Below are 23,573 nucleotides of genomic sequence, written 5' to 3' on the forward strand. Positions count from 1 at the left end.
CGCCGTGGGCCACGCCAGCGTGACGCTAGCGCCAGATTGCAGTGCCACTAGGCTGGCGGGGTGTTTGAATCGCTGTCCGACCGATTGACCGGTGCCCTGGCAGGGCTACGCGGCAAGGGTCGATTGACCGACGCTGATATCGAGGCCACCACTCGCGAAATCCGGCTGGCGCTGCTGGAAGCCGACGTGTCGCTGCCCGTGGTGCGCGCCTTCGTCACCCGGATCAAGGACCGCGCCCAGGGCGCCGAGGTCTCCGGCGCCCTCAATCCGGCGCAGCAGGTCGTCAAGATCGTCAACGAAGAACTCATCGGCATCCTGGGCGGACAGACCCGCCAGCTGGCGTTCGCCAAGACCCCGCCGACCGTGGTGATGCTCGCCGGCCTGCAGGGTTCCGGTAAGACGTCGCTGGCCGGCAAGCTGGCCGCCTGGCTGCGCGGACAGGGGCACACCCCGCTGCTGGTGGCGTGCGACCTGCAGCGCCCGGCCGCGGTGAACCAGCTGCAGGTGGTCGGTGAGCGCGCCGGGGTACAGGTCTTCGCGCCGCATCCCGGCGCGTCCCCCGAATCCGGGCCCGGCGACCCGGTCGCCGTCGCGGCGGCCGGACTCGCCGAGGCGCAGGCCAAGCACTTCGACGTCGTCATCGTCGACACCGCCGGCCGGCTGGGCATCGATGACGAGCTGATGGCCCAGGCCGCGGCCATCCGCGACGCGATCAATCCCGACGAAGTGCTGTTCGTGCTGGACGCGATGATCGGTCAGGACGCCGTCACCACCGCCGAGGCGTTCCGCGAGGGCGTCGGCTTCACCGGTGTGGTGCTGACCAAGCTCGACGGCGACGCCCGCGGCGGCGCGGCGCTCTCGGTGCGCGAGGTGACCGGCGTCCCAATCCTTTTCGCCTCCACCGGCGAGAAGCAGGAGGACTTCGACGTCTTCCACCCCGACCGGATGTCCAGCCGCATCCTGGGCATGGGCGACGTGCTGAGCCTGATCGAGCAGGCCGAGCAGGTTTTCGACGCCGAACAGGCCGAGGCCGCGGCGGTCAAGATCGGCACCGGCGAGCTGACGCTCGAGGATTTCCTGGAGCAGATGCTGGCCATCCGCAAGATGGGCCCGATCGGCAACCTGCTGGGCATGCTGCCGGGCGCGGGGCAGATGAAGGACGCGCTGGCCCAGGTCGACGACCGCCAGCTCGACCGCCTGCAGGCCATCATCCGCGGCATGACCCCCGCCGAGCGCGCCGACCCGAAGATCATCAACGCGTCGCGGCGGCTGCGCATCGCCAACGGCTCGGGCGTCACCGTGTCCGAGGTCAACCAGCTGGTGGACCGCTTCTTCGAGGCCCGCAAGATGATGTCGTCGATGCTCGGCGGCATGGGCATCCCCGGTCTGGGCCGCAAGTCGGCGACGCGAAAGTCCAAGGGGGCCAAGGGCAAGGCGGGCAAGAAGGGCAAGAAGGGCGGACGCGGCCCGACGCCGCCGAAGGCGCGGAACCCCCTGATGCAGGGCATGCCGGCCGGATTCCCCGACCTGTCCCAGATGCCCGAAGGCCTCAACGAACTGCCGCCCGGTCTGGCCGACTTCGATCTGTCCAAGCTGAAGTTCCCGGGCAATAAATCGTGACGATCGCGAGCGCGGCGGTGCCGGGCGAAGCGGGTCGTCACCATCGGAACTAGCCGACGGTGCGCATGCACGTGCGGGGCGTGGGGCTGCCCGACGAGACCGAGATCGAACTGTGGATCGTCGACGGCCGGATCAGCGCCGAACCCGTCGCCGGAGCCGACACTGTCTTCGACGGCGGCTGGATTCTGCCCGGGCTGGTCGACGCCCACTGCCACGTCGGCCTCGGCGAGCATGGCGAGATCCCGCTGGACGACGCGATCGCCCAGGCCGAGATCGAACGCGATGTCGGCGCGTTGCTGTTGCGGGACTGCGGGTCGCCCACCGACACCCGCAGCCTCGACGACCGCGACGATCTGCCCCGAATCATCCGTGCCGGAAAGCATTTGGCCAGACCCAAGCGCTATGCCGCGGGTTTCTCGCGCGAGCTGGAAGACGAATGGCAACTGCCGCAGGCGGTGGCCGAGGAGGCCAGGCGCGGCGACGGCTGGATCAAGCTGGTCGGCGACTGGATCGACCGCAGCGTCGGCGATCTGGCCCCGCTGTGGTCCGACGACGTGCTCAAGGCCGCCATCGAGACCGCGCACGCCCACGGCGCCCGGGTCACCGCGCACGTCTTCAGTGAAGACGCGCTGCCCGGCCTGATCAGCGCCGGCATCGACTGCATCGAGCACGGAACCGGCCTGGACGACGACACCATCGAGCTGATGGTCGAGCACGGCACCGTGCTGGTCCCGACGCTGGTCAACATCATCGAAAACTTCCCCGGGATCGCCGAGGCCGCCTCGAAGTATCCGGCCTACGCGGCGCACATGCGTGACCTGCATGCGCGCGGGCTGTCCCGGATCGCGGCGGCCCGTGAGGCGGGCGTGCCGATCTACGCCGGCAGCGACGCCGGCACCATGGTCGCCCCCGGGCGCATCGCCGACGAGGTCGAAGCGCTCAAGAGCATCGGCATGAGCCCCACCGAGGCGCTGGGCGCGGCGTGCTGGGACGCGCGCCGCTGGCTCGGCCGGCCCGCCCTCTATCACGGGGCCTCCGCGGACTTGCTGTGCTACTCGAGCGACCCGCGCTCGAGCGCCGCCGTGCTGAACACTCCCGACCTGATCATGCTGCGCGGCAACATCTTCCGGTCACCGGCTTAGCCGCACCACGGGGTCATCGCACATCTGGCCCGCCGCGCCGAGACGACCGGGATTGCGACGCCGGCGCCCCTCGATGTCGCACACTAACCATCGCGGGAACTCCGGAGGCCTGGCGGAAAAGATTGCGAGTGCTTGCTATCTATGTTAGCGTTCCGGCAGCAACGAGAGGGGACCCATGGCCTACGACGTCATCATCCGCGACGGATTGTGGTTCGACGGCACGGGCAGCGCGCCCCTGACGCGCACGCTCGGCATCCGCGACGGCATCGTGGCCACGGTCTGCGCGGAGCCGCTGGATGAGACCGGCTGCCCCGAGGTGATCGACGCGGCCGGCAAGTGGGTCGTTCCCGGCTTCCTCGACGTGCACACCCACTACGACGCCGAGGTGCTGCTGGATCCCGGGCTGCGCGAGTCGGTGCGCCACGGCGTCACCACGGTGCTATTGGGCAACTGCTCGTTGTCGACGGTCTACGCCGATTCCCAGGACGCCGCCGACCTGTTCAGCCGGGTGGAGGCGGTGCCGCGCGAATACGTCTTCGGCGCGTTGGATTCCCGCCGGACCTGGTCGACGGCCGCGGAGTACATCGAGGCGATCGACGCGCTGCCGCTGGGCCCCAATATCGGTTCACTGCTTGGTCATTCGGACCTGCGGACCGCGGTGCTGGGACTGGATCGGGCCACCGACTCCACGGTGCGTCCCACCCAGCGCGAGGTGGAGAAGATGGCCCAACTGCTGGAGGAGGCCCTCGACGCCGGAGTGCTCGGCATGTCCGGGATGGACGCGCCCATCGACAAGCTCGACGGCGAACGGTTCCGCTCCCGCGCCCTGCCGTCCACCTTCGCGACCTGGCGGGAACGGCGCAGACTGATCAAGGTCCTGCGCAAGCGCGGCCGCATCCTGCAAAGCGCCCCCAACGTGGCGAAGCCGTCGACCGGAATGCTCTTCTTTTTGGCCAGCAGCCGATTGCTCAACTGGGGCAAGGGCGTTCGAATGAGCATGCTCGTGTCCGCCGACGCCAAGTCGATGCCGCTGTCGGTGTACGTGTTCGGTCCGGGGACTCGTCTGCTGAACAAGCTGTTGGGCTCTGATGTGCGATTCCAGCACCTGCCGGTGCCATTCGAGTTGTACTCCGACGGAATCGACCTGCCCGTCTTCGAGGAGTTCGGCGCCGGAACGGCCGCCTTGCACCTGCGAGACCAGTTGGAGCGCAACGCGTTGCTGGCTGATAAGGATTACCGCCGCAGGTTCCGTCGCGAGTTCGACCGCGTCAAGCTCGGACCGTCGCTGTGGCACCGCGACTTCCACGACGCGGTCATCGTCGAATGCCCGGATAAGTCGTTGATCGGCAAGAGCTTTGGCGTGATTGCCGACGAGCGCAAGCTGCACCCGCTCGACGCATTCCTGGACGTGCTCGTCGAAAACGGTGAACGCAACGTCCGGTGGACGACGGTCGTCGCCAATCATCGCCCCAAGCTGCTGGACGCGCTCGCCAACGAAGGCAGCGTGCACATGGGCTTCTCGGATGCCGGAGCGCACCTGCGCAACATGGCGTTCTACAACTTTGGATTGCGGATGCTCAAGCGCGCCCGGGACGCCTATCGCGCCGGCGCGCCCTTCATGTCGATCGAGCGCGCGGTGCATCGGCTCACCGGTGAACTCGGGGAATGGTTCGGCGTCGACGCGGGCACGCTGCGGCAGGGTGACCGTGCGGATTTCGTGGTGATCGACCCGGCCGGACTCAACGAATCCGTCGACGGCTATTACGAAGAAGCGGTGCCGTTCTACGGCGGCCTGCGGCGCATGGTCAACCGCAACAACGACGCCGTCGTCGCCACCGGTGTGGGCGGTGTGGTCGTCTACGGTGGAAGCCACTCCAAAGGCGAATTCCGGGACGGCTACGGGCAATTCGTGCGGTCGGGCCGGTACCTGCGGGCGAGACAGAGCGCCCGCCGCGAGCGTGACGTGCCGAAAGTCACCGCCTGACATGGCCAGAACTCAGCAGCAGCGCCGCGAGGAGACCGTCGGGCGGCTCATCGACGCCTGCATCGCCACCATCATCGAGGTCGGTTACGCCAAGGCGTCGGCGGCGGTCATTGCCAAGCGGGCCGGGGTCTCAGGCGGTGCGCTGTTCCGGCACTTCGACACCATGGGCGACTTCATGGCCGCGACCGCCTCGGAGGTGTTGCGCCGTCAGCTGGAGTCGTTCACCAAGGGAGTCGCCGAGATACCGGCCGACCGCCCGGCGCTGCAAGCGGTGCTCGAGATCCTGCGAGACATCACCAGCCGCCCGATCAACGCCGTGATCTACGAGCTCACGGTCGCGGCGCGCACCGACGAAAAGCTCAGGGACACTTTGCAACACGAGCTCGCGCAGTATGCTGCGAAGATCGACGAGGCCGCGCGGGCGCTGCCCGGCGTCGACGCATTCCCCCGGGGCACCGTCCCGGTCCTGGCGGCGCTGATGCGCAACGTGTTCGACGGGGCCGCCGTGATCGAGGGGGTGTTGCCGCAGCCCGACATTGCGGCGCAACGCATTCCGGTGCTGATGGCGCTGCTGGCCGCGGCACTGCCGGGTGCCGACTCCTGATGAAAAGCTACAGCGAGCCGATGCCGGCCTGCGGGCTCTGCGCGAATCCCCAGTCGAACAACGTCGCCGCCTGATCCCAGTACGTCGGCCCGCCCTCTTTGATCAGCCCGTACATCATGGCGATCACCAGCCGGCGGCCACCGCGTGCGGCGGCCCCGACGAAGGTCTTGCGGGCGGCGTTGGTGAAGCCGGTCTTGCCGCCGATCGCGCCGGGATAGCGCTGCAGCAGTTCGTCCTGATTGGTGATCGGGTGATCGCCGTTGTCGCCGGGGAACATCGCCGACGGCTCGGCGGTGATCTGCGCGAACACCGGATTGGCCATCGCCGCGCGGAAGATGACCGCCAGGTCGTGCGCCGTCGACGCGCCCGAACCCCCGGGGCCGTCCAGGCCGGACGGCGTCGCCGCGTGCGTGTTGGTGGCACCCAACGAGGCCGCCTTGGCGTTCATCTTGGCGACGGTGACGTCCGGCCCGCCCAGCATGTGCGCCAGGGTGTTGGCGGCGTCGTTACCCGAGACCAGCAGCAGGCCGTCGAGGAGTTGGCGGGCGGTATAGGTGCGGCCCGGTTTGATGCCGACGCAGTTGCACTCCACCTGGGTGTCGGCGACGTCGGCGACGACGGTCGAGTCCAGGCTCACCGAGTCCAGGACCACCTGCGCCAACAGCGTCTTGATGGTGCTCGCCGGCGGGTGCGCCACGTTCTGGTCGCGACCGGCGAGCACCTGACCGCTGTCGAGGTCGGCAATGATCCACGTCTGCGCGGGGCCGTCGGGAATGGGAATCGAGCCGACCGGCTGCGTGCTGTCGCCCGACGCAGTCGACATGGTGACGGCTGTGCAGGTACCGAGCGCGAGCAGGGTGGCGGCCATCCTGAATCCCAGGGCCGTGAGCTTCCGCATGGCCGAAAAGTCTAACTTCCATCCCTGGTCTCGACAGATCTTCAGTACTGTCCGTTGCATGTTGAGCCTGGCCGAAATCTCCGACCGCCTCGAAATACAGCAGCTTCTGGTGGATTACTCCACCGCCATCGACACTCGCCGATTCGACGACCTGGACAAGGTGTTCACGCCCGACGCCTACATCGACTACACGGCGCTGGGCGGCATCGAGGGCCACTACCCCGAGGTGAAGAAGTGGCTGGCCGAGGTGCTGCCCAACTTCCCGGTGTACGCGCACATGCTGGGCAACTTCTCGGTCCGGATCGACGGGGACACGGCCGCCTCACGGGTGATCTGCTTCAACCCCATGGTGCTGGGCGGCGACAAGGACCAGGTGCTGTTCTGCGGACTCTGGTACGACGACGAGTTCGTGCGCACCCCCGACGGCTGGCGCATGACCAGGCGGGCGGAGACCAAGGTCTTCCAGAAAGTGATGTGAGCGCGGGTTGCGGCGCCGAGATTGCCGTCAGGGCTGTGCCGCGCGACCAGATCACGACCATGACGGCAATCTGGGCGCGGTGATGTGGTCCCTGAGCGCGCGCGATTTCTGATCGCCGCCCCTGGTCTGGCACAATGGGCGGCTGTCCGCCGAGCGATTACGCATCGCCGACCGGTCATACACGCGAGGCAAAACCGGATCCGGGCATCGGGCCCCGATCGCTGAATTGCAGCGTGACACATACAGGAGAAATCGCTTAACCATGGCTGTGAAGATCAAGCTCACCCGGCTTGGGAAGATCCGCAATCCCCAGTACCGCATCTCCGTGGCCGACGCGCGCACCCGCCGCGACGGCCGCTCCATCGAGGTCATCGGCCGCTACCACCCGAAGGAAGAGCCGAGCCTCATCGAGATCGACTCCGAGCGCGCCCAGTACTGGTTGTCCGTGGGTGCCCAGCCCACCGAGCCCGTCCGCAAACTGCTGCAGATCACCGGCGACTGGCAGAAGTTCAAGGGCCTGCCGGGCGCCGAGGGCCGCCTGAAGGTCGCCCCGGCCAAGCCCAGCAAGCTGGAGCTGTTCAACGCCGCGCTGGCCGAGGCCGACGGCGGACCGAGCACCGAGGCCGCGAAGCCGAAGAAGAAGGCCCCGGCCAAGAAGGCCGCGAAGGCCGCGGAGGGGTCCGCCGAGCCCGAGGTCGCGGCCGAGGCCCCCGCGGAGGCCGCCGCCCCTGAGGCCGAGGTTCCCGCCGAGGGCGGCGAGCAGGCCGAGCCCACCACCGAAAGCTGACCGCGGCGATGAGTACGGTTGTCGTTGACGCTGTGGAGCACCTGGTTCGCGGGATTGTCGACAACCCCGACGACGTGCGGGTGGACATGGTGACCAGCCGCCGGGGGCGGACCGTCGAGGTCCACGTCCACCCCGACGACTTGGGCAAGGTGATCGGCCGCGGAGGCCGCACCGCAACCGCACTGCGCACGCTGGTCGCCGGGATCGGCGGTCGTGGCATCCGCGTCGACGTGGTGGACACCGACCAGTAGGCCGGCGCTGCGCATGGAACTCCCTTGGAGTTGACGGTCGGGCGCGTGGTGAAAGCCCACGGCATCAGCGGCGAGCTGGTGGTGGAAATCCGCACCGACGACCCCGATGCCCGGTTCGCGCCGGGCAACACGTTGCGCGCCAAGGCTTCTCGCGGCGGTGCTGAACGCAGCTGTGTCGTCGAAAGCGTGCGCGAGCACGGCGGTCGGCTGCTGGTCCGCCTGGCCGGCGTGGCCGACCGCGACGCCGCCGACGCGCTGCGCGGCACCCTGTTCGTCGTCGATTCCGAGGACTTGCCCGACATCGACGAGGCGGACACCTACTACGACCATCAGCTCGAAGGCCTGCGCGTGCGCACCATCGCGGGCCAGCAGGTCGGTGTCGTCGCCGAGGTGTTGCACACCGCGGCGGGTGAACTGCTGGCGGTGCGGCGCGAAGCGGGCGAGTCCGGCGATGGGAATCGGGAAGTGCTGGTGCCGTTCGTGACCGCGATCGTCACAGCGGTGTCGCTGGAGGACGGAACCATCGAGATCGACCCGCCCGAAGGCCTGCTGGACCTGTAACGGGATCTTCGATATGAGAATCGACGTCGTCACGATCTTTCCGGCCTATCTGGATCCGCTGCGGCAATCGTTGCCCGGCAAGGCGATCCAGTCCGGCGTCGTCGATCTGCGAGTGCACGACCTGCGGCGCTGGACGTATGACGTGCATCGCTCGGTCGACGATTCACCCTACGGCGGTGGACCCGGGATGGTGATGAAAGCGCCGGTATGGGGCGAGGCGCTCGACGAAATCGCCTCTGCGGAAACGCTTTTGGTTGTTCCCACGCCGGCCGGGCGGTTGTTCACTCAGGCGACGGCCGCGCGCTGGAGCGCCGAGGCCCACCTGGTGTTCGCGTGCGGCCGATACGAGGGCATCGACCAGCGGGTCATCGACGATGCCGCCCGGCGGATGCGGGTCGAGGAGGTTTCGATCGGCGACTACGTGCTGCCGGGCGGGGAGTCGGCGGCCGTGGTGATGATCGAGGCCGTGCTGCGCCTGCTCGACGGCGTCCTCGGCAATCCCGCATCGCACCAAGAGGATTCGCACTCGCCGGCGTTGGGCCGGCGACTGGAGGGTCCCAGCTACACCCGGCCGCCCAGCTGGCGCGGGCTCGACGTGCCCGAGGTGCTGCTGTCGGGTGACCACGCGCGGATCGCGGCGTGGCGCCGGGAAATCTCGCTGCAGCGCACCCGGGAGCGCCGGCCCGAACTACTCGAGCCCGAAGGCTCTGAGCACGAAGGCGATTCGGGCCGCTAGAGCCCATGCCGGGGCGCGTCGATGCGGCCCTCGGGGAAGATCGTCTTGACCGCGCGGGTGATGGTGTCGCGGGCGGTAGCGTCATCGGCGGTCTGCAGGGACTGGACCACCATGATGTAGCGGCGGTCGGCCCCGATCACCCCGGTCGACAGATGCATCCAGTCGCTGCCGATGCAGCACATCCAGCCCTGCTTGACCGCGACCGGCTCGGCGTACAGGCCGTCCGGGATGCCGAATCGCTGTGGATAGCCGTCGAGCCCGTTGGGGGTGGACTGCGCCAGGTCGTTGACGATGATCTTGGCCTCATCGGCCGGCAGGCCACCCGATCCGTCCAGCAGCATCTCGTAGTAGCGAATCAGGTCGGTCACCGAGCTCATGGTGTTCCACCACCGCCCATCGCTGGGCGGGGTAGTGGAGGACAGGCCGTAGCGGGCGGCCACCTCGGTGATGATGGCGGCTCCGCCCCCTTGACCCCAGAACCGCTCGGCCGCGCCGTCGTCGGATGACTCCAGCATGATGTCCAGGGCTTGGCGGTCATCGGCGCTCAGCGGCGCTTTGCCCTCGCTTTCGTGCAGCAACAGATCGTCGGCGATGAACAACTTGGCCACCGAGGCGGTGCCGATGACCTGGCTGTTTCCGTTGGCAATCAGCTGATGGGTGGACCGATCGAGGATGGCCACCGACAGGGCGGCGCCGCTGCCGGCGGCCTCGTCGGCGGCGCGCTGGACGCGGGCCTGCAGCTGGCCGAATCCCGGGCTCGGTAGCGCCTGGGCCGGCTGCGGGGGAGCGGCCGCCTCGACCATCAGCGTGGCCGACTGCGCGGGAGCCGAGGTGGGTGGCGCGGAGACGACCCGGACGGGCGCGGTAACCGGCAAGCTGTACACCTTCGCCTGGACCAACGCCTCGGAACCGGCGGCAACCACCAACGTCACCGCCGCGGTGGCGGTGATCAGCGTCAGCGGATGTACCCGCATTTCCTCTCCTCCGGCGTGACATCGGCACAGTGCAGCAGCGGGCCCCCTCGCGCTACCGGCACCGGGCATCACGCTCCCGTGCGGGACCCCAGTCATATTTACCATTTACCAGCGCGTTTGGCGCGCTGTGAACCGCCGACTCGCTGTGATTTCCGCGGTATGCGCCCCATCTGGCACAATTGACCAGTTGTCTCCAGCGGTTGCAGGCCGGTTGAGCCGTTTCCCGCCTGCTGCGAGATACGCCAGAAAGCCCGAAACCATCGGCTTGGCGACCGCCTCACACCTGAGTGTGGGTAGCTGCCGTCGGCCGCGACCTCAAGGAAGTGTCTCGCATGAACCGGCTGGACTTCGTCGATCAGGCGTCGCTGCGCGACGATATCCCGGTGTTCGGCCCGGGTGACACCGTCAACGTGCACGTCAAGGTCATCGAGGGCGCCAAGGAGCGTATCCAGGTGTTCAAGGGCGTGGTGATCCGTCGCCAGGGCGGCGGCATCCGCGAGACCTTCACCGTGCGCAAGGAAAGCTATGGCGTCGGCGTCGAGCGGACCTTCCCGGTGCACTCGCCCAACATCGACCACATCCAGGTGGTGACCCGCGGTGACGTCCGCCGCGCGAAGCTGTACTACCTGCGTGAGCTGCGCGGCAAGAAGGCCAAGATCAAGGAGAAGCGCTGAGCCGGGACGCCTTGGCGGCGCTACTGATTCGTCCCATCGTTTCTCCGGTGCGCCGGTTGATCGGGCCACGACGCGCGCTGGCTACGCTGATCTCGTGACCGATACCGCGGATTCATCGAAGCCCGAGCCCCACGCCGGCGAGTCAGATCCGAAGGTCTCTACCCGCAACCCGGAGACGCGCGAAGGCGAGGCCGACCCCACCCCCGGCGAGGTCCCCGAACCGGAGCGGGTGGCGGATACGCCCGACGAGGGCGAACCGGCGGACTCCACGCGTTCGACATTGCGCGAGTTCGCGATCCTCGCGGTGATCGCCGTCGTCCTCTACTACGTCATGTTGACCTTCGTGGCGCGGCCCTACCTGATCCCGTCGGAGTCCATGGAGCCCACGCTGCACGGATGCACGGGCTGCGTCGGTGACCGGATCATGGTCGACAAGGTCACCTACCGTTTCAGCGCTCCGCGGCCCGGTGACGTGATCGTCTTCAAGGGCCCGCCGCCGTGGAACCTCGGCTACAAGTCGATCCGGTCCAACAACACCGTGCTGCGCTTCGTGCAGAACGCGCTGTCCTTCATCGGGTTCGTGCCGCCCGACGAGAACGACCTGGTCAAGCGGGTCATCGCGGTCGGCGGGCAGACGGTGCAGTGCCGGGCCGACACCGGGTTGACGGTCGACGGCAAGCCGCTGAAGGAGCCGTACCTCGACCGCACCACCATGGCCGCCGACCCGTCGGTGTACCCCTGCCTCGGCAGCGAGTTCGGGCCCGTCGCCGTCCCGGCCGGGCGGCTGTGGGTGATGGGCGACAACCGCACGCATTCGGCGGATTCGCGGGCGCACTGCACCAGCGTGCCGGCCGAAGCCCTCAAGGGCGTGCTGTGCACCGGCGACCCGACGTCGGGAACCGTGCCGGTGTCCAACGTGATCGGGAAAGCAAGGTTCATCGTGTGGCCGCCGTCCCGGTGGGGCGGCGTGGGATCGGTGAACCCGCAACAGAATCGGTAGCCATGGCCACGACGTGGCCGCCGCGGACGGTGATCCGTAAATCGTCGGGGTTGCGCACCCTGGAATCCGCGCTGTACCGCAGCGGTTTGGGGCCGGTGGCCGGCGTCGACGAGGTCGGCCGCGGCGCCTGCGCCGGGCCTCTGGTGGTGGCGGCCTGTGTGCTCGGACCGGGGCGGATGGAAAGCCTTGCCGCGCTTGATGATTCCAAGAAGCTGACCGAGGCCGCCCGGGAAAGGCTGTTCCCGCTGATTCGCCGGTATGCGCTGGCCTATCACGTGGTGTTCATCCCGCCCGCCGAGGTGGACCGGCGCGGCGTGCACGTCGCCAACATCGAAGGGATGCGCCGCGCCGTCGCCGGGCTGTCCATCCGGCCCGGCTACGTCCTGAGCGACGGGTTCCGGGTGCCCGGGCTGGCCGTCCCGTCGCTGCCCGTGATCGGCGGCGATGCGGTCGCGGCGTGTATCGCGGCGGCCAGCGTGCTGGCCAAGGTCAGCCGGGACCGGTTGATGGTCGCGATGGAAGCCGACCATCCCGGCTACGGCTTCGCCCTGCACAAGGGGTACAGCACGCCGGCGCACAGCACGGCGCTGGCCCGGCTGGGCCCATGCGCCGAGCATCGTTATTCGTTCATCAACGTGCGGCGCGTGGCCAACGGGTCGGGCGAGCGGGTGGTGGCCGACTGTCAACCGGACCCACCGCTGCAGCGCGACGGATATCGGTGAGGAAAGATGGGATCAGGATTGCCGCCCCGGCGAACGGCAGCTAGCGCCGGGATTCCCGCGGAGAGCTGTCCGGGAGAAGGACGTCTGAGCGAATGAGTGCAGAAGATCTCGAAAAGTATGAAACCGAGATGGAGCTCTCGCTGTACCGCGAATACAAGGACATCGTCGGCCAGTTCAGCTACGTCGTGGAGACCGAACGGCGGTTCTACCTGGCCAACAGCGTGGAGATGACACCGCGCAACGCCGACGGTGAGGTCTACTTCGAGCTGCGACTGTCCGACGCGTGGGTGTGGGACATGTACCGGCCGGCGCGGTTCGTCAAACAGGTGCGGGTGGTCACCTTCAAGGACGTCAACATCGAAGAGGTCGAAAAGCCGGAGCTGCGGCTTCCCGAGTAGCCCGGCGCTAGCTATCCGCCGGATTCTGGTCGTCGCCGGGGCTGGGCAGCCGGCCGCGCTGCTCGATGACCTCCCGCGCGACATCGGCCAGCTTGATGTTCAGCGCCTGGGAGTGGCGCCTCAGCAGGTCGAACGCCTCGTCCTCGCTCATGTCGTGCAGCAACATCAGCATGCCGACGGCCTTGCCGATCTCGCGGTTGCTGAGCAGTCCGCGCCGCAGGCTCGTCGCATCCTCGCCCTTGGCGACCGCGTTGATGGCGACGCTGGCGAACGCGGCCAGCACCGCGGCCCGGCCGGCGGACTCGGCGTCGAACATGTTCGGGGTGTCGCTGAACAAGTTGAGCGCGGCCCCTTTGCGCTTGTCGACCAGAAGCCGAAATCCCATCGCGCCGCGCACCGGAGTCTCTGCGACCAGGATTTTCGCGAGCCGCGGCCATAGCGAGGGCGTGGTCAGGTCCGTGTCGATCTGCGGCGTCTCCTCCTCGATGGCATCGATACACGGGCCGTCTCCGGCCCGCCTTTCGATTTCGTCGATCTGCTCGGCGAGTCGGTCGCTGGCACCGACGGTGACGTATTTGTCGTTCTCGCGCACCAACACGCTGGCGTGGTCACAGCCACGGACGGTCAGAGTGGCGGCGATGCAGATGGCCGCATACATCTGGTTGGCGTCGGAGCCCTGATAGATGATCTCGGCGAGGGCGGCGAACACCGTCGCCGGGTCGGCCGTCTCTCCGCCCGTCGGGGACGCGTCCGGGCCAGTCCTCGATTGGTCCGCCATGTCATGCCTCATTCCTGCGGTGTCGGCGGTGTTATCCGCGTTCGATCGCCGTAGATTATCCGCCGCCGCTACCAGCCTTACACGCCGTTTGGTCCGGATGCTCCGATCCAAACATCTTGCTGGTCACCGTTGACCGTCAAACCCGCTGACGATGCGGGGATCGCACGTCCAAAGACTCACGGATCGCGAAACATTGGAAAGATGGTTCTACCACGTGTGCGGGGTTTCAGGTGGCCGCGGGAGGGAAGGACATTCTGATGGGAGTGACCGTCGCGGTGACCGGGCCGACCGGGGAGATCGGTATCTCCGCGGTGACGGCGCTGGAGCGCGAACCCTCCGTCGACGCGATCATCGGAATGGCTCGCCGGCCGTTTGACCCGTCGTCGCGGGGCTGGCTGAAGACCAGCTACCAGCAGGGCGACATCCTGGACCGCGCGGCCGTCGACGCGCTGGTGGCGCAGGCCGATGTGGTGATTCACCTGGCCTTCATCATCATGGGTTCGCGCGACGAGAGCGCGCGAGTCAATCTCGAAGGTACCCGCAACGTGTTCGAGGCGACGGTGGCGGCCGACCGGCCCCGGCGCCTGGTGTACACCTCGTCGGTGGCGGCATACGGCTACCACTCCGACAATCCCGTCCCGCTGACCGAGGACGTGCCCGCCCGGGGATCCCCGGAGCACTACTACTCCGAGCAGAAGGCGGCTTGCGAGGCGCTGCTTGCCGACATCACCAAGGATTCGTCCCTCGAGGTCTATGTTCTGCGGCCCTGCGTGGTGGCCGGGCCCAACGCCACCGCCCTGGCGGACGCCATGCCGTGGAATCAATTGCCCGGTCCGGTGCGTGCGGTGGTCAAAGCCGTCCCGGTCCTCAAGCCCGTGGTGCCCGATCCGGGTTACCCGCTGCAACTGGTCCACCACGACGACGTGGCGACGGCGATCGCCCTGGCCGCCACCGCGCCGGCGCCGCCGGGGGTGTACAACCTCGCCGGCGACGGGGTGGTCACCGTGGCCGACGTGGCCAGGGCGCTGGGCGGGCGCCCCGTGCGGGTCCCCGCGGTCGCCGCGACGGCGGCCTCGGCGGCGATCTCGCGGGTGCCGCGGGTGCCGTCCATGCTGGAATGGCTGCACACTGCGCGGACCTCGATGGTGATGAACACCACCAAGGCCAAGACCCAACTGGGCTGGCGTCCGCTGCACTCGTCGGCCGAGACGTTGGAAGCGCTGGCCGCGGGGGCGTGAGAACGCAATTGTCGGCGGGCCGGACCCGCATGTCACCGCCCGGCTGTGGATGGGCGACGGACTGGGGATAACCGGCCGGTGCGGGCGGCCGCGGGTCGCGAAGATGGCCCGTCTCGTCGGGGGTGCGGGGCACCTTGGCCCCCATGACGACCGAAACGACGATGACCCGGATCCAGCTGGGTGCGATGGGCGAGGCGCTGGCCGCGGATCACCTGATGCGGATGGGATTGCGGATCGTGGCGCGCAACTGGCGCTGCCGCTACGGCGAACTCGACATCATCGCCCGCGACGACGCAACGTCGACGGTGGTGTTCGTCGAGGTGAAGACCCGCACCGGGGACGGATACGGGGGCCTGGCCCACGCCGTCACCCCGCGCAAGGTGCTGCGGCTGCGGAGGCTGGCGGGCCTATGGCTGGCCGGCCAGGACCAGCGTTGCGCGGCGCTCCGCATCGACGTGATCGGGGTACGGGTCGGGCGCCGCCGCACCCCCGAGATCACCCATCTGCGGGGGATCGGCTGATGGCGCTGGGACGCGCGTTCTCTGTCGCGGTGCGCGGCGTGGACGGACAGATCGTGGAGATCGAAGCCGACATCACCTCCGGGCTGCCGGGCGTGCACCTGGTGGGCCTACCCGATGCGGCCCTGCAGGAATCGCGCGACCGCGTCCGGGCGGCCGTCACCAACTGCGGCAACGAGTGGCCCCAGGCGCGGCTCACCCTGGCGCTGTCGCCGGCGACGCTGCCCAAGATGGGGTCGGTGTACGACATCGCCTTGGCCGCCGCGGTGTTGTCCGCGCAGCGCAAGAAACCCTGGGACCGGCTGGAGAAAACGGTGCTGCTCGGCGAGCTGTCCCTGGACGGGCGGGTCCGGCCGGTGCGCGGCGTGCTGCCCGCCGTGCTGGCCGCCAAGCGCGACGGCTGGCCGGACGTGGTGGTTCCGGCGGACAACCTCGCCGAGGCCAGCCTGGTCGACGGCATCGACGTGTGGGGCGTCCGCACCCTGGGGCAGCTGCAGAAGTGGCTCAGCGGCGGCGGCGCCCTGGGCGGCAGGATCGACGCGCAGCCCACGGGCGACGAGCCCGAGGCGGATCTGGTCGACGTGGTCGGGCAGACGCAGGCGCGGTTCGCGGTGGAGGTGGCCGCCGCGGGAGCGCACCACCTGATGCTCACCGGGCCGCCGGGAGTAGGCAAAACCATGCTCGCCCAACGCCTTCCGGGGTTGCTGCCGCCGCTGACCGAGGCCGAGTCCCTGGAAGTCACGGCGATCCACTCGGTCGCCGGTCTGCTGTCGGGCGACACGCCGTTGATCACCAGACCGCCTTTTGTGGCGCCACATCACAGTTCCAGCGTCGCCGCGCTCGTTGGCGGCGGGTCCGGGATGGCCCGACCGGGCGCCGTCAGCCGCGCGCATCGCGGAGTGCTCTTCCTCGACGAGTGCGCCGAGATCCGGCTCAGCGCGCTGGAAGCCCTACGAACACCGTTGGAGGACGGCGAGATCCGCCTCGCCCGCCGCGACGGGGTGGCGTGTTATCCCGCGCGATTCCAGCTGGTGCTGGCCGCCAACCTGTGCCCGTGCGCCCCTGCTGACCCGCAGGATTGCATCTGCGCGGCGGCGGCCAAACGCCGCTACCTGGGCAAGCTGTCGGGGCCGTTGCTGGACCGGGTGGACCTCCGCGTGGAAATGCATCAGGTGAAGGCGGGGGCGTTCGCGGGCGGGGACGCTGAATCGACGGCGCAGGTCCGCCACCGGGTGGCGCGGGCCCGCGCGGCCGCCGCCCAGCGCTGGCTGCCCCACGGATTTCGCACCAACGCCGAAGTCAGTGGGGCGCTGCTCCGCCGGAAATTCCGCCTCGGCAACGCGGCGATGGAGCCGCTGCAAAGGGCGCTGGATCGCGGATTGCTCAGCATCCGAGGCCTCGACCGGACGTTGCGGGTCGCGTGGAGCCTGGCCGACCTGGCCGGCCGCACGTCTCCCGGGACCGATGAAGTCGCCGCCGCACTGAGCTTCCGCCAACCGGGGGCGCGGCGATGACGACGGCGCACGGCGAAACCGCGCTGCGCGCGTGGGCCTACCTGTCCCGGGTGGCCGAGCCGCCCTGCGCCGAACTTGCGGCTCTGGTGCAGCGCGTCGGCCCGGTGGAGGCCGCCGAGCGGATCCGGCGCGGGCTGGTCGACGACGGCCTGGCCCGGCGTACCGAGGCTAGGCGCGAGATCGACTGCAGCGCAGCCGATCTCGAGATGCTTGCACGGCGTGGCGGACGGTTGATCACCCCGGACGACGACGAGTGGCCGCTGCTGGCGTTCGCGGCCTTCCACGGTGCCGCACCGCGAGCCGGCGGAGGTGCGCCGATGGTTTCGCCGATGGTGTTGTGGGCGCTGGGCCCCGTGCGGCTCGACGAGGCCGCCCAGCGGGCCGCGGCCGTGGTCGGGACGCGCGCTTCGACCACGTACGGCGAGCACGTCGCCGGTGAACTGGCGGGCGGGTTGGCGCGGCGCGACGTCGCGGTGGTCTCGGGCGGCGCCTACGGCATCGACGGCGCGGCGCACCGCGCCGTGCTGGACTGCGACGGCGTCACCGTGGCCGTCCTGGCCGGCGGGCTCGACGTTCCCTACCCGAGCGGTCACACCGCCCTGCTGCACCGGATCGGCCAGCAGGGTTTGGTGTTCACCGAATACGCGCCCGGCATCCGCCCGGCCCGCCACCGGTTCCTGACCCGCAATCGCCTGGTCGCCGCCGTGGTGGGGGCCGCCGTGGTGGTGGAAGCCGGCCTGCGCAGCGGCGCTGCCAATACCGCGGCGTGGGCGCGGGCGTTGGGGCGGGTGGTCGCGGCGGTGCCGGGGCCGGTCACGTCGTCGGCGTCGGCGGGTTGCCATGCCCTGCTGCGCAACGGCGCCGAGCTGGTCACCCGCGCCGAGCATGTCGTCGAGCTTGTCGGCCACATCGGCGAACTGGCCTGCGACGAGCCGCATCCGACGACGCCGCTCGACGGCCTCAGCGACGCCGAGCGCCGCGTTTATGAGGCGTTGCCGGGCCGCGGCGCGGCCACGGTCGACGAGATTGCCGTCGCGTCGGGCATGGTGCCCGAGCTGGCGCTGGGGCCGCTGGCGATGCTCGAGCTGGCCGGCCTGGTGCAGCGCCAGGACGGGCGGTGGCGAATAGTACGGGTCACCGCAGGTCAGGGCGTATCAACGACGCGACTCGTATAGTCGACCGGGGGTTGGGGTTTGGACAGGAGGACACGTGGCGGGTCGACCACTGCAACGCTTCGAAGTTGTCGGTACCGAACAACTCACACGGCACATGGTGCGGATAGTGCTCGGGAGCAACGACTTTGACGCTTTCGTGCCGAGCAAGTTCACCGACTCCTACGTCAAGTTGGTGTTCGTCGCCGACGACGTCGACGTGGCCGGCTTGCCCGGGCCGCTGACCCTCGACAGCTTCGCCGACCTGCCGCCGGAGAAAAAGCCCTCGGTGCGGACGCTGACCGTGCGCCACGTCGACATCGAGAAGCGCCGCATCACACTCGACGTCGTCGTGCACGGAGAGCACGGCATCGCGGGTCAGTGGGCGTCCACCGCCCGGCCCGGTCAGCCGATCTACCTGATGGGACCCGGCGGGGCGTACACACCGGACCCGGCCGCCGACTGGCACCTGCTGGCCGGCGACGAATCGGCGCTGCCGGCCATCGCCGCGGCGCTGGAAGCCTTGCCGCCCAGCGCGGTCGGTAAGGCGTTCATCGAGGTCGCGGGCCAAGAGGACGAGATACCGCTGACCGCACCCGAAGGCGTCGAGGTGCATTGGGTTTACCGCGGCGGGCGCGCCGACCTGGTTCCCGAGGACCGCGCCGGCGACCACGCGCCGCTGATCGAGGCCGTGACGAGCGCCCCCTGGCTGCCCGGGCAGGTGCATGTCTTCATTCACGGCGAGGCCCAGGCCGTCATGCACAATCTGCGCCCCTACATCCGCAAGGAGCGCGGTGTGGACGCCAAGTGGGCGTCGTCCATCTCGGGGTATTGGCGCCGCGGCCGCACCGAAGAGACCTTCCGGCAATGGAAGAAGGAACTGGCGCAGGCAGAGTCGGCGAACTCGTCAGCCTGACCCCCGCCTGGCATTGTCTTTCCCATGGCATTCGGCGACTACCAGAACGAGATCTACTTCAAGGGCCTGGGCGGGGTGGCGCCCGCGCTGCCGATGGCGTTCGCGGAGCTGGAGGCCCGGGCCGAACGGGCCATGCCGCCGTCGGTCTGGTCGTACGTCTCCGGCGGCGCGGGTGACGAGCGCACGCAGCGGGCCAACCGGGAGGCGTTCGATCACTGGGGCCTGATACCGCGCATGTTCGTCGGTGCCGCGGCTCGCGACCTGTCGGTGGAGCTGTTCGGCCTGACCTTGCCGTCGCCGCTGTTCATGGCGCCGATCGGGGTCATCGGCATCTGCGCCCAAGACGGCCACGGCGACCTGGCCACCGCACGCGCGGCGGCGACCACGGGCGTCCCGATGGTCGTCTCCACCCTGACCGCCGACCCGATGGAAGACGTCGCCGCGCAGTTCGGCGACGCCCCGGGCTTCTTCCAGCTGTACACACCCAAGGATCGTGACCTGGCCGCCAGCCTCGTCCAGCGGGCAGAAGCCGCCGGCTACCAGGGCATCATCGTCACCCTCGACACCTGGATTCCCGGGTGGCGCCCGCGCGACCTCACCACCGCCAACTTCCCGCAGCTGCGGGGTCTCTGCCTGAGCAACTACACGAGCGACCCGGTCTTCCGCGCGAGCCTGCAACGCCCGCCGGAAGAGGACCCGCAAGGCACCGTGCTGCAGTGGGTAACGACCTTCGGAAACCCGCTGACTTGGGACGACCTCGGCTGGCTGCGGTCACTGACCAACCTGCCACTGATCATCAAGGGCATCTGTCACCCCGATGACGCGCGGCGCGCCAAGGACGGCGGCGTGGACGGCATCTACTGCTCCACCCACGGCGGCCGCCAGGCCAACGGCGGCCTGCCCGCCCTCGCGTGCCTGCCCGGCGTCGTCGAGGCGGCCGACGGGCTGCCGGTCCTGTTCGATTCGGGGATCCGCAGCGGCGCCGACGTCGTGAAGGCGCTCGCGCTGGGGGCCACGGCCGTGGGCGTCGGCCGGCCGTACGCGTACGGCCTGGCGCTCGGGGGCGTCGACGGCATCGTGCACGTGCTGCGCTCGATCCTGGCCGAAGCGGACCTCATCATGGCCGTCGACGGCTACCCCACGCTCAAAGATCTCACCCCGGACACGCTTCGGCGCGTCGACTAGAGCGCCAAACTCCGCCCTGCGACCGTGGGGGAGTGCAGGCGATCCTCGACGAGTTCGACGAGTACCTGCATCTGCAGTGCAATCGATCGGCGCATACCCGCCGCGCCTACCTCGGCGACCTGCGCTCGCTGCTCGCCTTCATCGAGGACCGTGGCGCCGGTCTGGATGGGTTGAACCTGCCCCTGCTGCGCTCGTGGCTGTCGGCCGCGGCGGCGGGCGGTGTCGCCCGCACGACGCTGGCCCGTCGCACCTCGGCGGTCAAGGCCTTCACCGCGTGGGCCGTGCGGCGCGGCCTGCTGACCGCCGATCCGGCGGCCCGGCTTCAGGTCCCCAAAGCGCACCGCACGCTGCCCTCGGTGCTGCGCCAGGACCAGGCCGCAGACGCCATGGCCGCCGCCAAATCCGGTGCGCAGCAAGGTGATCCAATGGCGCTGCGGGACCGGCTGATCGTGGAGATGTTGTATGCCACCGGGATCCGCGTCAGCGAGCTGTGCGGCCTGGACATCGACGACGTCGACACGCATCATCGGCTCGTCAAAGTGCTCGGCAAGGGCAACAAGCAGCGCAGCGTGCCGTTCGGGGGGCCGGCCGGCGAGGCGCTCGACTCGTGGTTGGCCGACGGCCGCCCGGCGCTGGCGACCGCGGAGTCGGGCCCGGCGCTGCTGCTGGGCGCGCGGGGTCGCCGGCTCGACGTTCGCCAGGCGCGAACGGTCGTGCATCAGACCGTCGCCGCGGTGGACGGCGCGCCGGACATGGGGCCGCACGGCCTGCGGCACAGCGCGGCCACCCATCTGCTCGAAGGCGGCGCTGACCTGCGCGTCGTCCAGGAGCTGCTCGGCCATTCCAGCCTGGCGACCACCCAGCTGTACACCCACGTCGCGGTGTCGCGGCTGCGCGCGGTGCACGATCAGGCCCACCCTCGCGCGTGAGCCGATTCAGCGGTTCAGCGGTTTGAGCCGGACCGGCGTGGACTTCAGCAGGCCCAGCGGATCGACGTATTCCGCACCCGAGGCCGGGCCCCACATAGCGCCCCAGTGCAAACACGCCGCGACCGGGCACCCGGCGTGTCCGGCCATCAGCTCGCCGATCACGGTCGCCGCCGTCACCGGCTGGCCGACCCGCACGGCCGCCCGGACCGGCTCGTAGCTGGTGCGCAACCCGCCGGGGTGGGCCAGCGACACCACCGGCCGCCCGGCCAACAGCCCGGCGAACACCACCGTCGCGGCGCCCGCGGCGTACACCGGCTGACCGGCAACACCGGCCAGGTCGACACCCCGGTGGCCGGGATGCCAATCCTGCACAGGGGCGTCGAACGAACGGGTGACGGCCGGCGGCGGGCGCAGCGGCCAGTCCAGGCGATCCTCGGCGGCCACCGCCGGCACCGCGCTGACCAGGCCCGCACAGAGCAGCAGCACCCTCCACCGCATCCCGGCAGTTCAGCGCGCCAGCGCCGGCATGGCTACCCGGCCGCGCCGCTGTTGTGGATGAGCGGCCCCGGTTGGGGAAGCGTGGCAAAACCACCTGCTGAATCCGTGTAAACTGCTTCCTCGCAGCTCGTTCGCGGGCTGACTTCGCGCGTCTGCATCGCGTCTCTGGTTTTACGAGGAGAACGCAATCGCATGCCGGGCGGTCCCTTAACAGGGTCCGGCATCGCAGCAGCCGCCAGGGCCCGGCCTCACCCGATGCCAGGCGACAACCGACACAAGTAAGGCATGACCATGGCCGTCGTAACCATGAAGCAGCTGCTCGACAGCGGCACCCACTTCGGGCACCAGACCCGCCGGTGGAATCCCAAAATGAAGCGGTTCATCTTCACCGACCGCAACGGCATCTACATCATCGACCTGCAGCAGACGCTGACCTTCATCGACCAGGCGTACGAGTTCGTCAAAGAGACCGTCGCCCATGGCGGCAGCATCCTGTTCGTCGGCACCAAGAAGCAGGCGCAGGAATCCGTCGCCGCCGAGGCGACCCGCGTCGGCATGCCGTATGTGAACCAGCGCTGGCTGGGTGGAATGCTGACCAACTTCTCCACCGTGCACAAGCGGCTGCAGCGCCTCAAGGAGCTCGAGGCGATGGAGCAGACCGGTGGCTTCGAGGGCCGCACCAAGAAGGAAATCTTGATGCTGACGCGCGAGAAGAACAAGCTCGAGCGCAGCCTCGGCGGTATCCGCGACATGGCCAAGGTGCCGTCGGCCATCTGGGTCGTCGACACCAACAAGGAGCACCTCGCGGTTGCGGAGGCCCGCAAGCTGAACATCCCGATCATCGCGATCCTGGACACCAACTGCGACCCCGACGAGGTCGACTACCCGATTCCGGGCAACGACGACGCGATCCGGTCGGCCGCGTTGCTGACCAAGGTGATCGCCTCCGCGGTCGCCGAGGGGCTGCAGGCGCGCGCCGGCGTCGGCCGCGGCGACGGCAAGCCCGAAGCCGAGGCCGCCGAGCCGCTCGCCGAATGGGAGCAGGAGCTGCTGGCCTCCGCCACCGCCACCGCCCCCACCGACGCCGCTGCGGGCGCCCCCGAACCAACACCACCCACGGAAGGCTGAAATGGCGAACTTCACCGCCGCCGACGTCAAGCGGCTCCGGGAACTCACCGGCGCCGGCATGCTCGACTGCAAGAACGCGCTGGCCGAGAACGATGGCGACTTCGACAAGGCCGTCGAGGCGCTCCGCATCAAGGGCGCCAAGGACGTCGGCAAGCGCGCCGAGCGTGCGACGGCCGAGGGCCTGGTCGCGGCCCAGGGCGGCGCGCTGATCGAGCTGAACAGCGAGACCGACTTCGTCGCCAAGAACGCGGAGTTCCAGGCGCTGGCCGACCAGATCGTCGCCGCGGCCGTGTCGTCGAAGGCCACGGACGTCGACGAGCTCAAGGCCGCCACCGTCGGTGACAAGACCGTCGAGCAGGCGATCGCGGAGCTCTCGGCCAAGATCGGCGAGAAGCTGGAGTTGCGCCGCGTCGCGAACTTCGACGGCACCGTCGAAACCTACCTGCACCGGCGGGCGGCCGACCTGCCCCCCGCGGTCGGTGTGCTGGTCGAATATCAGGGCTCGGACACCGACGCCGCCCACGCGGTCGCGCTGCAGATCGCGGCGCTCAAGGCCCGCTACCTGTCGCGCGACGACGTGCCGGAGGACGTGGTGGCCAGCGAGCGCCGCATCGCCGAGGAAACCGCCAAGGCGGAGGGCAAGCCGGAGCAGGCCCTGCCCAAAATCGTCGAGGGCCGGCTGAACGGCTTCTTCAAGGACGCCGTGCTGCTCGAGCAGCCGTCGGTGTCCGACAGCAAGAAGACCGTCAAGGCGCTGCTCGACGACGCCGGTGTCACGGTGACGCGGTTCGTCCGCTTCGAGGTGGGTCAGGCTTAAGGCCTGACCACGATCCGCCCCGGCGCAAGCCGGAAAGCTCCCGGGGGGACGGGCGCGCGGGCTAGCGTCAGT

At 69.3% G+C, this 23,573-nt stretch carries 24 protein-coding genes and 2 pseudogenes; 22 read left to right on the forward strand and 4 right to left on the reverse strand.

Going from position 1 to position 23,573, the window contains the following annotated elements:
* Positions 1 to 60: 60 nt before the first annotated feature.
* From ffh to AC5Y7E_RS23365, 4 genes are all read left to right on the forward strand, one after another.
* Positions 61 to 1,620 (forward strand): signal recognition particle protein, encoded by a 1,560-nt coding sequence (gene ffh, locus AC5Y7E_RS23350; RefSeq protein WP_499950899.1) that lies wholly within the window; start codon positions 61 to 63, stop codon positions 1,618 to 1,620.
* Positions 1,621 to 1,685: 65 nt separating this feature from the next.
* Entirely contained in the window at positions 1,686 to 2,762 is a 1,077-nt protein-coding gene (locus tag AC5Y7E_RS23355) for a metal-dependent hydrolase family protein (protein WP_499919077.1), read from the forward strand.
* A gap of 175 nt (positions 2,763 to 2,937) precedes the next feature.
* Positions 2,938 to 4,746 carry an N-acyl-D-amino-acid deacylase family protein gene (locus AC5Y7E_RS23360; protein ID WP_499950900.1) on the forward strand — a complete coding sequence of 603 codons (1,809 nt, stop codon included), beginning with the start codon at positions 2,938 to 2,940 and terminating at the stop codon, positions 4,744 to 4,746.
* Position 4,747: 1 nt separating this feature from the next.
* The gene (locus tag AC5Y7E_RS23365; protein ID WP_499950901.1) at positions 4,748 to 5,350 is read left to right on the forward strand and encodes a TetR/AcrR family transcriptional regulator; all 603 of its coding nucleotides are present in this window, start codon (positions 4,748 to 4,750) and stop codon (positions 5,348 to 5,350) included.
* A gap of 7 nt (positions 5,351 to 5,357) precedes the next feature.
* Here the strand turns inward: AC5Y7E_RS23365 and AC5Y7E_RS23370 are convergent, their stop codons facing one another.
* Entirely contained in the window at positions 5,358 to 6,248 is an 891-nt protein-coding gene (locus AC5Y7E_RS23370; RefSeq protein WP_499919084.1) for a D-alanyl-D-alanine carboxypeptidase family protein, read from the reverse strand.
* Positions 6,249 to 6,306: 58 nt separating this feature from the next.
* On the opposite strand from AC5Y7E_RS23370, the gene AC5Y7E_RS23375 reads away from it, so the two are divergent.
* The 5 genes from AC5Y7E_RS23375 to trmD all read left to right on the forward strand — a co-directional run bounded on the left by AC5Y7E_RS23375 (position 6,307) and on the right by trmD (position 9,061).
* The gene (locus AC5Y7E_RS23375; protein ID WP_499919085.1) at positions 6,307 to 6,726 is read left to right on the forward strand and encodes a nuclear transport factor 2 family protein; all 420 of its coding nucleotides are present in this window, start codon (positions 6,307 to 6,309) and stop codon (positions 6,724 to 6,726) included.
* Between the two features lie 262 nt (positions 6,727 to 6,988).
* Entirely contained in the window at positions 6,989 to 7,513 is a 525-nt protein-coding gene (gene rpsP / locus AC5Y7E_RS23380) for a 30S ribosomal protein S16 (RefSeq protein WP_499950902.1), read from the forward strand.
* Between the two features lie 8 nt (positions 7,514 to 7,521).
* Positions 7,522 to 7,764 carry an RNA-binding protein gene (locus AC5Y7E_RS23385; RefSeq protein WP_003878715.1) on the forward strand — a complete coding sequence of 81 codons (243 nt, stop codon included), beginning with the start codon at positions 7,522 to 7,524 and terminating at the stop codon, positions 7,762 to 7,764.
* Between the two features lie 24 nt (positions 7,765 to 7,788).
* Positions 7,789 to 8,325 (forward strand): ribosome maturation factor RimM, encoded by a 537-nt coding sequence (gene rimM, locus AC5Y7E_RS23390; protein ID WP_499950903.1) that lies wholly within the window; start codon positions 7,789 to 7,791, stop codon positions 8,323 to 8,325.
* A 13-nt stretch (positions 8,326 to 8,338) separates the two neighbouring features.
* Entirely contained in the window at positions 8,339 to 9,061 is a 723-nt protein-coding gene (trmD, locus tag AC5Y7E_RS23395; protein WP_499950904.1) for a tRNA (guanosine(37)-N1)-methyltransferase TrmD, read from the forward strand.
* Here trmD and AC5Y7E_RS23400 read toward each other — a convergent pair.
* On the reverse strand, positions 9,058 to 10,035 hold the full coding sequence (locus AC5Y7E_RS23400; protein WP_499950905.1) for a serine hydrolase: 978 nt from the start codon (positions 10,033 to 10,035) through the stop codon (positions 9,058 to 9,060). The two genes, trmD and AC5Y7E_RS23400, sit on opposite strands and share 4 nt — an antisense overlap.
* Positions 10,036 to 10,367: 332 nt before the next feature.
* On the opposite strand from AC5Y7E_RS23400, the gene rplS reads away from it, so the two are divergent.
* The 4 genes and pseudogenes from rplS (at position 10,368) to AC5Y7E_RS23420 (ending at position 12,829) form a co-directional block, all read left to right on the forward strand.
* Positions 10,368 to 10,709 (forward strand): 50S ribosomal protein L19, encoded by a 342-nt coding sequence (rplS, locus tag AC5Y7E_RS23405; RefSeq protein ID WP_067130769.1) that lies wholly within the window; start codon positions 10,368 to 10,370, stop codon positions 10,707 to 10,709.
* Positions 10,710 to 10,803: 94 nt separating this feature from the next.
* Entirely contained in the window at positions 10,804 to 11,709 is a 906-nt protein-coding gene (lepB, locus tag AC5Y7E_RS23410) for a signal peptidase I (protein ID WP_499950906.1), read from the forward strand.
* Positions 11,710 to 11,711: 2 nt separating this feature from the next.
* Positions 11,712 to 12,519, forward strand: a pseudogene (locus tag AC5Y7E_RS23415) (ribonuclease HII).
* A 4-nt stretch (positions 12,520 to 12,523) separates the two neighbouring features.
* Positions 12,524 to 12,829 (forward strand): DUF2469 domain-containing protein, encoded by a 306-nt coding sequence (locus AC5Y7E_RS23420; RefSeq protein ID WP_003875077.1) that lies wholly within the window; start codon positions 12,524 to 12,526, stop codon positions 12,827 to 12,829.
* A gap of 7 nt (positions 12,830 to 12,836) precedes the next feature.
* Here AC5Y7E_RS23420 and AC5Y7E_RS23425 read toward each other — a convergent pair whose 3' ends face one another.
* Positions 12,837 to 13,607 (reverse strand): GAF and ANTAR domain-containing protein, encoded by a 771-nt coding sequence (locus AC5Y7E_RS23425; protein WP_499950907.1) that lies wholly within the window; start codon positions 13,605 to 13,607, stop codon positions 12,837 to 12,839.
* 257 nt (positions 13,608 to 13,864) lie between these two features.
* Between AC5Y7E_RS23425 and AC5Y7E_RS23430 the strand changes: the two genes are divergently transcribed.
* From AC5Y7E_RS23430 to AC5Y7E_RS23460, 7 genes are all read left to right on the forward strand, one after another.
* Entirely contained in the window at positions 13,865 to 14,845 is a 981-nt protein-coding gene (locus tag AC5Y7E_RS23430; protein WP_499919108.1) for an NAD-dependent epimerase/dehydratase family protein, read from the forward strand.
* A 143-nt stretch (positions 14,846 to 14,988) separates the two neighbouring features.
* On the forward strand, positions 14,989 to 15,366 hold the full coding sequence (locus AC5Y7E_RS23435) for a YraN family protein (RefSeq protein WP_499919112.1): 378 nt from the start codon (positions 14,989 to 14,991) through the stop codon (positions 15,364 to 15,366).
* On the forward strand, positions 15,366 to 16,877 hold the full coding sequence (locus AC5Y7E_RS23440; RefSeq protein ID WP_499919115.1) for a YifB family Mg chelatase-like AAA ATPase: 1,512 nt from the start codon (positions 15,366 to 15,368) through the stop codon (positions 16,875 to 16,877). Before AC5Y7E_RS23435 ends, AC5Y7E_RS23440 begins: the two co-directional genes overlap by 1 nt.
* The gene (dprA, locus tag AC5Y7E_RS23445; RefSeq protein WP_499919118.1) at positions 16,874 to 18,052 is read left to right on the forward strand and encodes a DNA-processing protein DprA; all 1,179 of its coding nucleotides are present in this window, start codon (positions 16,874 to 16,876) and stop codon (positions 18,050 to 18,052) included. Before AC5Y7E_RS23440 ends, dprA begins: the two co-directional genes overlap by 4 nt.
* Before the next feature lie 34 nt (positions 18,053 to 18,086).
* On the forward strand, positions 18,087 to 18,944 hold the full coding sequence (locus AC5Y7E_RS23450) for a siderophore-interacting protein (protein ID WP_499919121.1): 858 nt from the start codon (positions 18,087 to 18,089) through the stop codon (positions 18,942 to 18,944).
* A 24-nt stretch (positions 18,945 to 18,968) separates the two neighbouring features.
* The gene (locus tag AC5Y7E_RS23455) at positions 18,969 to 20,129 is read left to right on the forward strand and encodes a lactate 2-monooxygenase (protein ID WP_499919124.1); all 1,161 of its coding nucleotides are present in this window, start codon (positions 18,969 to 18,971) and stop codon (positions 20,127 to 20,129) included.
* Positions 20,130 to 20,161: 32 nt separating this feature from the next.
* Positions 20,162 to 21,058 (forward strand): tyrosine recombinase XerC, encoded by an 897-nt coding sequence (locus AC5Y7E_RS23460; RefSeq protein WP_499919126.1) that lies wholly within the window; start codon positions 20,162 to 20,164, stop codon positions 21,056 to 21,058.
* Between the two features lie 12 nt (positions 21,059 to 21,070).
* Here AC5Y7E_RS23460 and AC5Y7E_RS23465 read toward each other — a convergent pair.
* Positions 21,071 to 21,556, reverse strand: a pseudogene (locus AC5Y7E_RS23465) (M23 family metallopeptidase); the annotation flags it as partial.
* A 291-nt stretch (positions 21,557 to 21,847) separates the two neighbouring features.
* Between AC5Y7E_RS23465 and rpsB the strand changes: the two are divergent.
* Positions 21,848 to 22,684 (forward strand): 30S ribosomal protein S2, encoded by an 837-nt coding sequence (rpsB, locus tag AC5Y7E_RS23470; RefSeq protein ID WP_499919129.1) that lies wholly within the window; start codon positions 21,848 to 21,850, stop codon positions 22,682 to 22,684.
* Between the two features lies 1 nt (position 22,685).
* Positions 22,686 to 23,501, forward strand: coding sequence for a translation elongation factor Ts (gene tsf, locus AC5Y7E_RS23475; RefSeq protein ID WP_499919130.1), 816 nt, complete (start codon positions 22,686 to 22,688; stop codon positions 23,499 to 23,501).
* Positions 23,502 to 23,573: the final 72 nt, after the last annotated feature.

It is taken from the genome of Mycobacterium sp. NGS17, from assembly GCF_059813205.1.

Coding starts and splice junctions, on each gene's coding strand:
- AC5Y7E_RS23355 (WP_499919077.1), top strand. CDS start 1,686: ATGCACGTGCGGGGCGTGGGGCTGCCCGACGAGACCGAGATCGAACTG.
- AC5Y7E_RS23360 (WP_499950900.1), top strand. CDS start 2,938: ATGGCCTACGACGTCATCATCCGCGACGGATTGTGGTTCGACGGCACG.
- AC5Y7E_RS23365 (WP_499950901.1), top strand. CDS start 4,748: ATGGCCAGAACTCAGCAGCAGCGCCGCGAGGAGACCGTCGGGCGGCTC.
- AC5Y7E_RS23370 (WP_499919084.1), bottom strand. CDS start 6,248: ATGCGGAAGCTCACGGCCCTGGGATTCAGGATGGCCGCCACCCTGCTC.
- AC5Y7E_RS23375 (WP_499919085.1), top strand. CDS start 6,307: ATGTTGAGCCTGGCCGAAATCTCCGACCGCCTCGAAATACAGCAGCTT.
- rpsP (WP_499950902.1), top strand. CDS start 6,989: ATGGCTGTGAAGATCAAGCTCACCCGGCTTGGGAAGATCCGCAATCCC.
- AC5Y7E_RS23385 (WP_003878715.1), top strand. CDS start 7,522: ATGAGTACGGTTGTCGTTGACGCTGTGGAGCACCTGGTTCGCGGGATT.
- trmD (WP_499950904.1), top strand. CDS start 8,339: ATGAGAATCGACGTCGTCACGATCTTTCCGGCCTATCTGGATCCGCTG.
- AC5Y7E_RS23400 (WP_499950905.1), bottom strand. CDS start 10,035: ATGCGGGTACATCCGCTGACGCTGATCACCGCCACCGCGGCGGTGACG.
- rplS (WP_067130769.1), top strand. CDS start 10,368: ATGAACCGGCTGGACTTCGTCGATCAGGCGTCGCTGCGCGACGATATC.
- AC5Y7E_RS23420 (WP_003875077.1), top strand. CDS start 12,524: ATGAGTGCAGAAGATCTCGAAAAGTATGAAACCGAGATGGAGCTCTCG.
- AC5Y7E_RS23425 (WP_499950907.1), bottom strand. CDS start 13,607: ATGGCGGACCAATCGAGGACTGGCCCGGACGCGTCCCCGACGGGCGGA.
- AC5Y7E_RS23430 (WP_499919108.1), top strand. CDS start 13,865: ATGGGAGTGACCGTCGCGGTGACCGGGCCGACCGGGGAGATCGGTATC.
- AC5Y7E_RS23435 (WP_499919112.1), top strand. CDS start 14,989: ATGACGACCGAAACGACGATGACCCGGATCCAGCTGGGTGCGATGGGC.
- AC5Y7E_RS23440 (WP_499919115.1), top strand. CDS start 15,366: ATGGCGCTGGGACGCGCGTTCTCTGTCGCGGTGCGCGGCGTGGACGGA.
- dprA (WP_499919118.1), top strand. CDS start 16,874: ATGACGACGGCGCACGGCGAAACCGCGCTGCGCGCGTGGGCCTACCTG.
- AC5Y7E_RS23455 (WP_499919124.1), top strand. CDS start 18,969: ATGGCATTCGGCGACTACCAGAACGAGATCTACTTCAAGGGCCTGGGC.
- rpsB (WP_499919129.1), top strand. CDS start 21,848: ATGGCCGTCGTAACCATGAAGCAGCTGCTCGACAGCGGCACCCACTTC.
- tsf (WP_499919130.1), top strand. CDS start 22,686: ATGGCGAACTTCACCGCCGCCGACGTCAAGCGGCTCCGGGAACTCACC.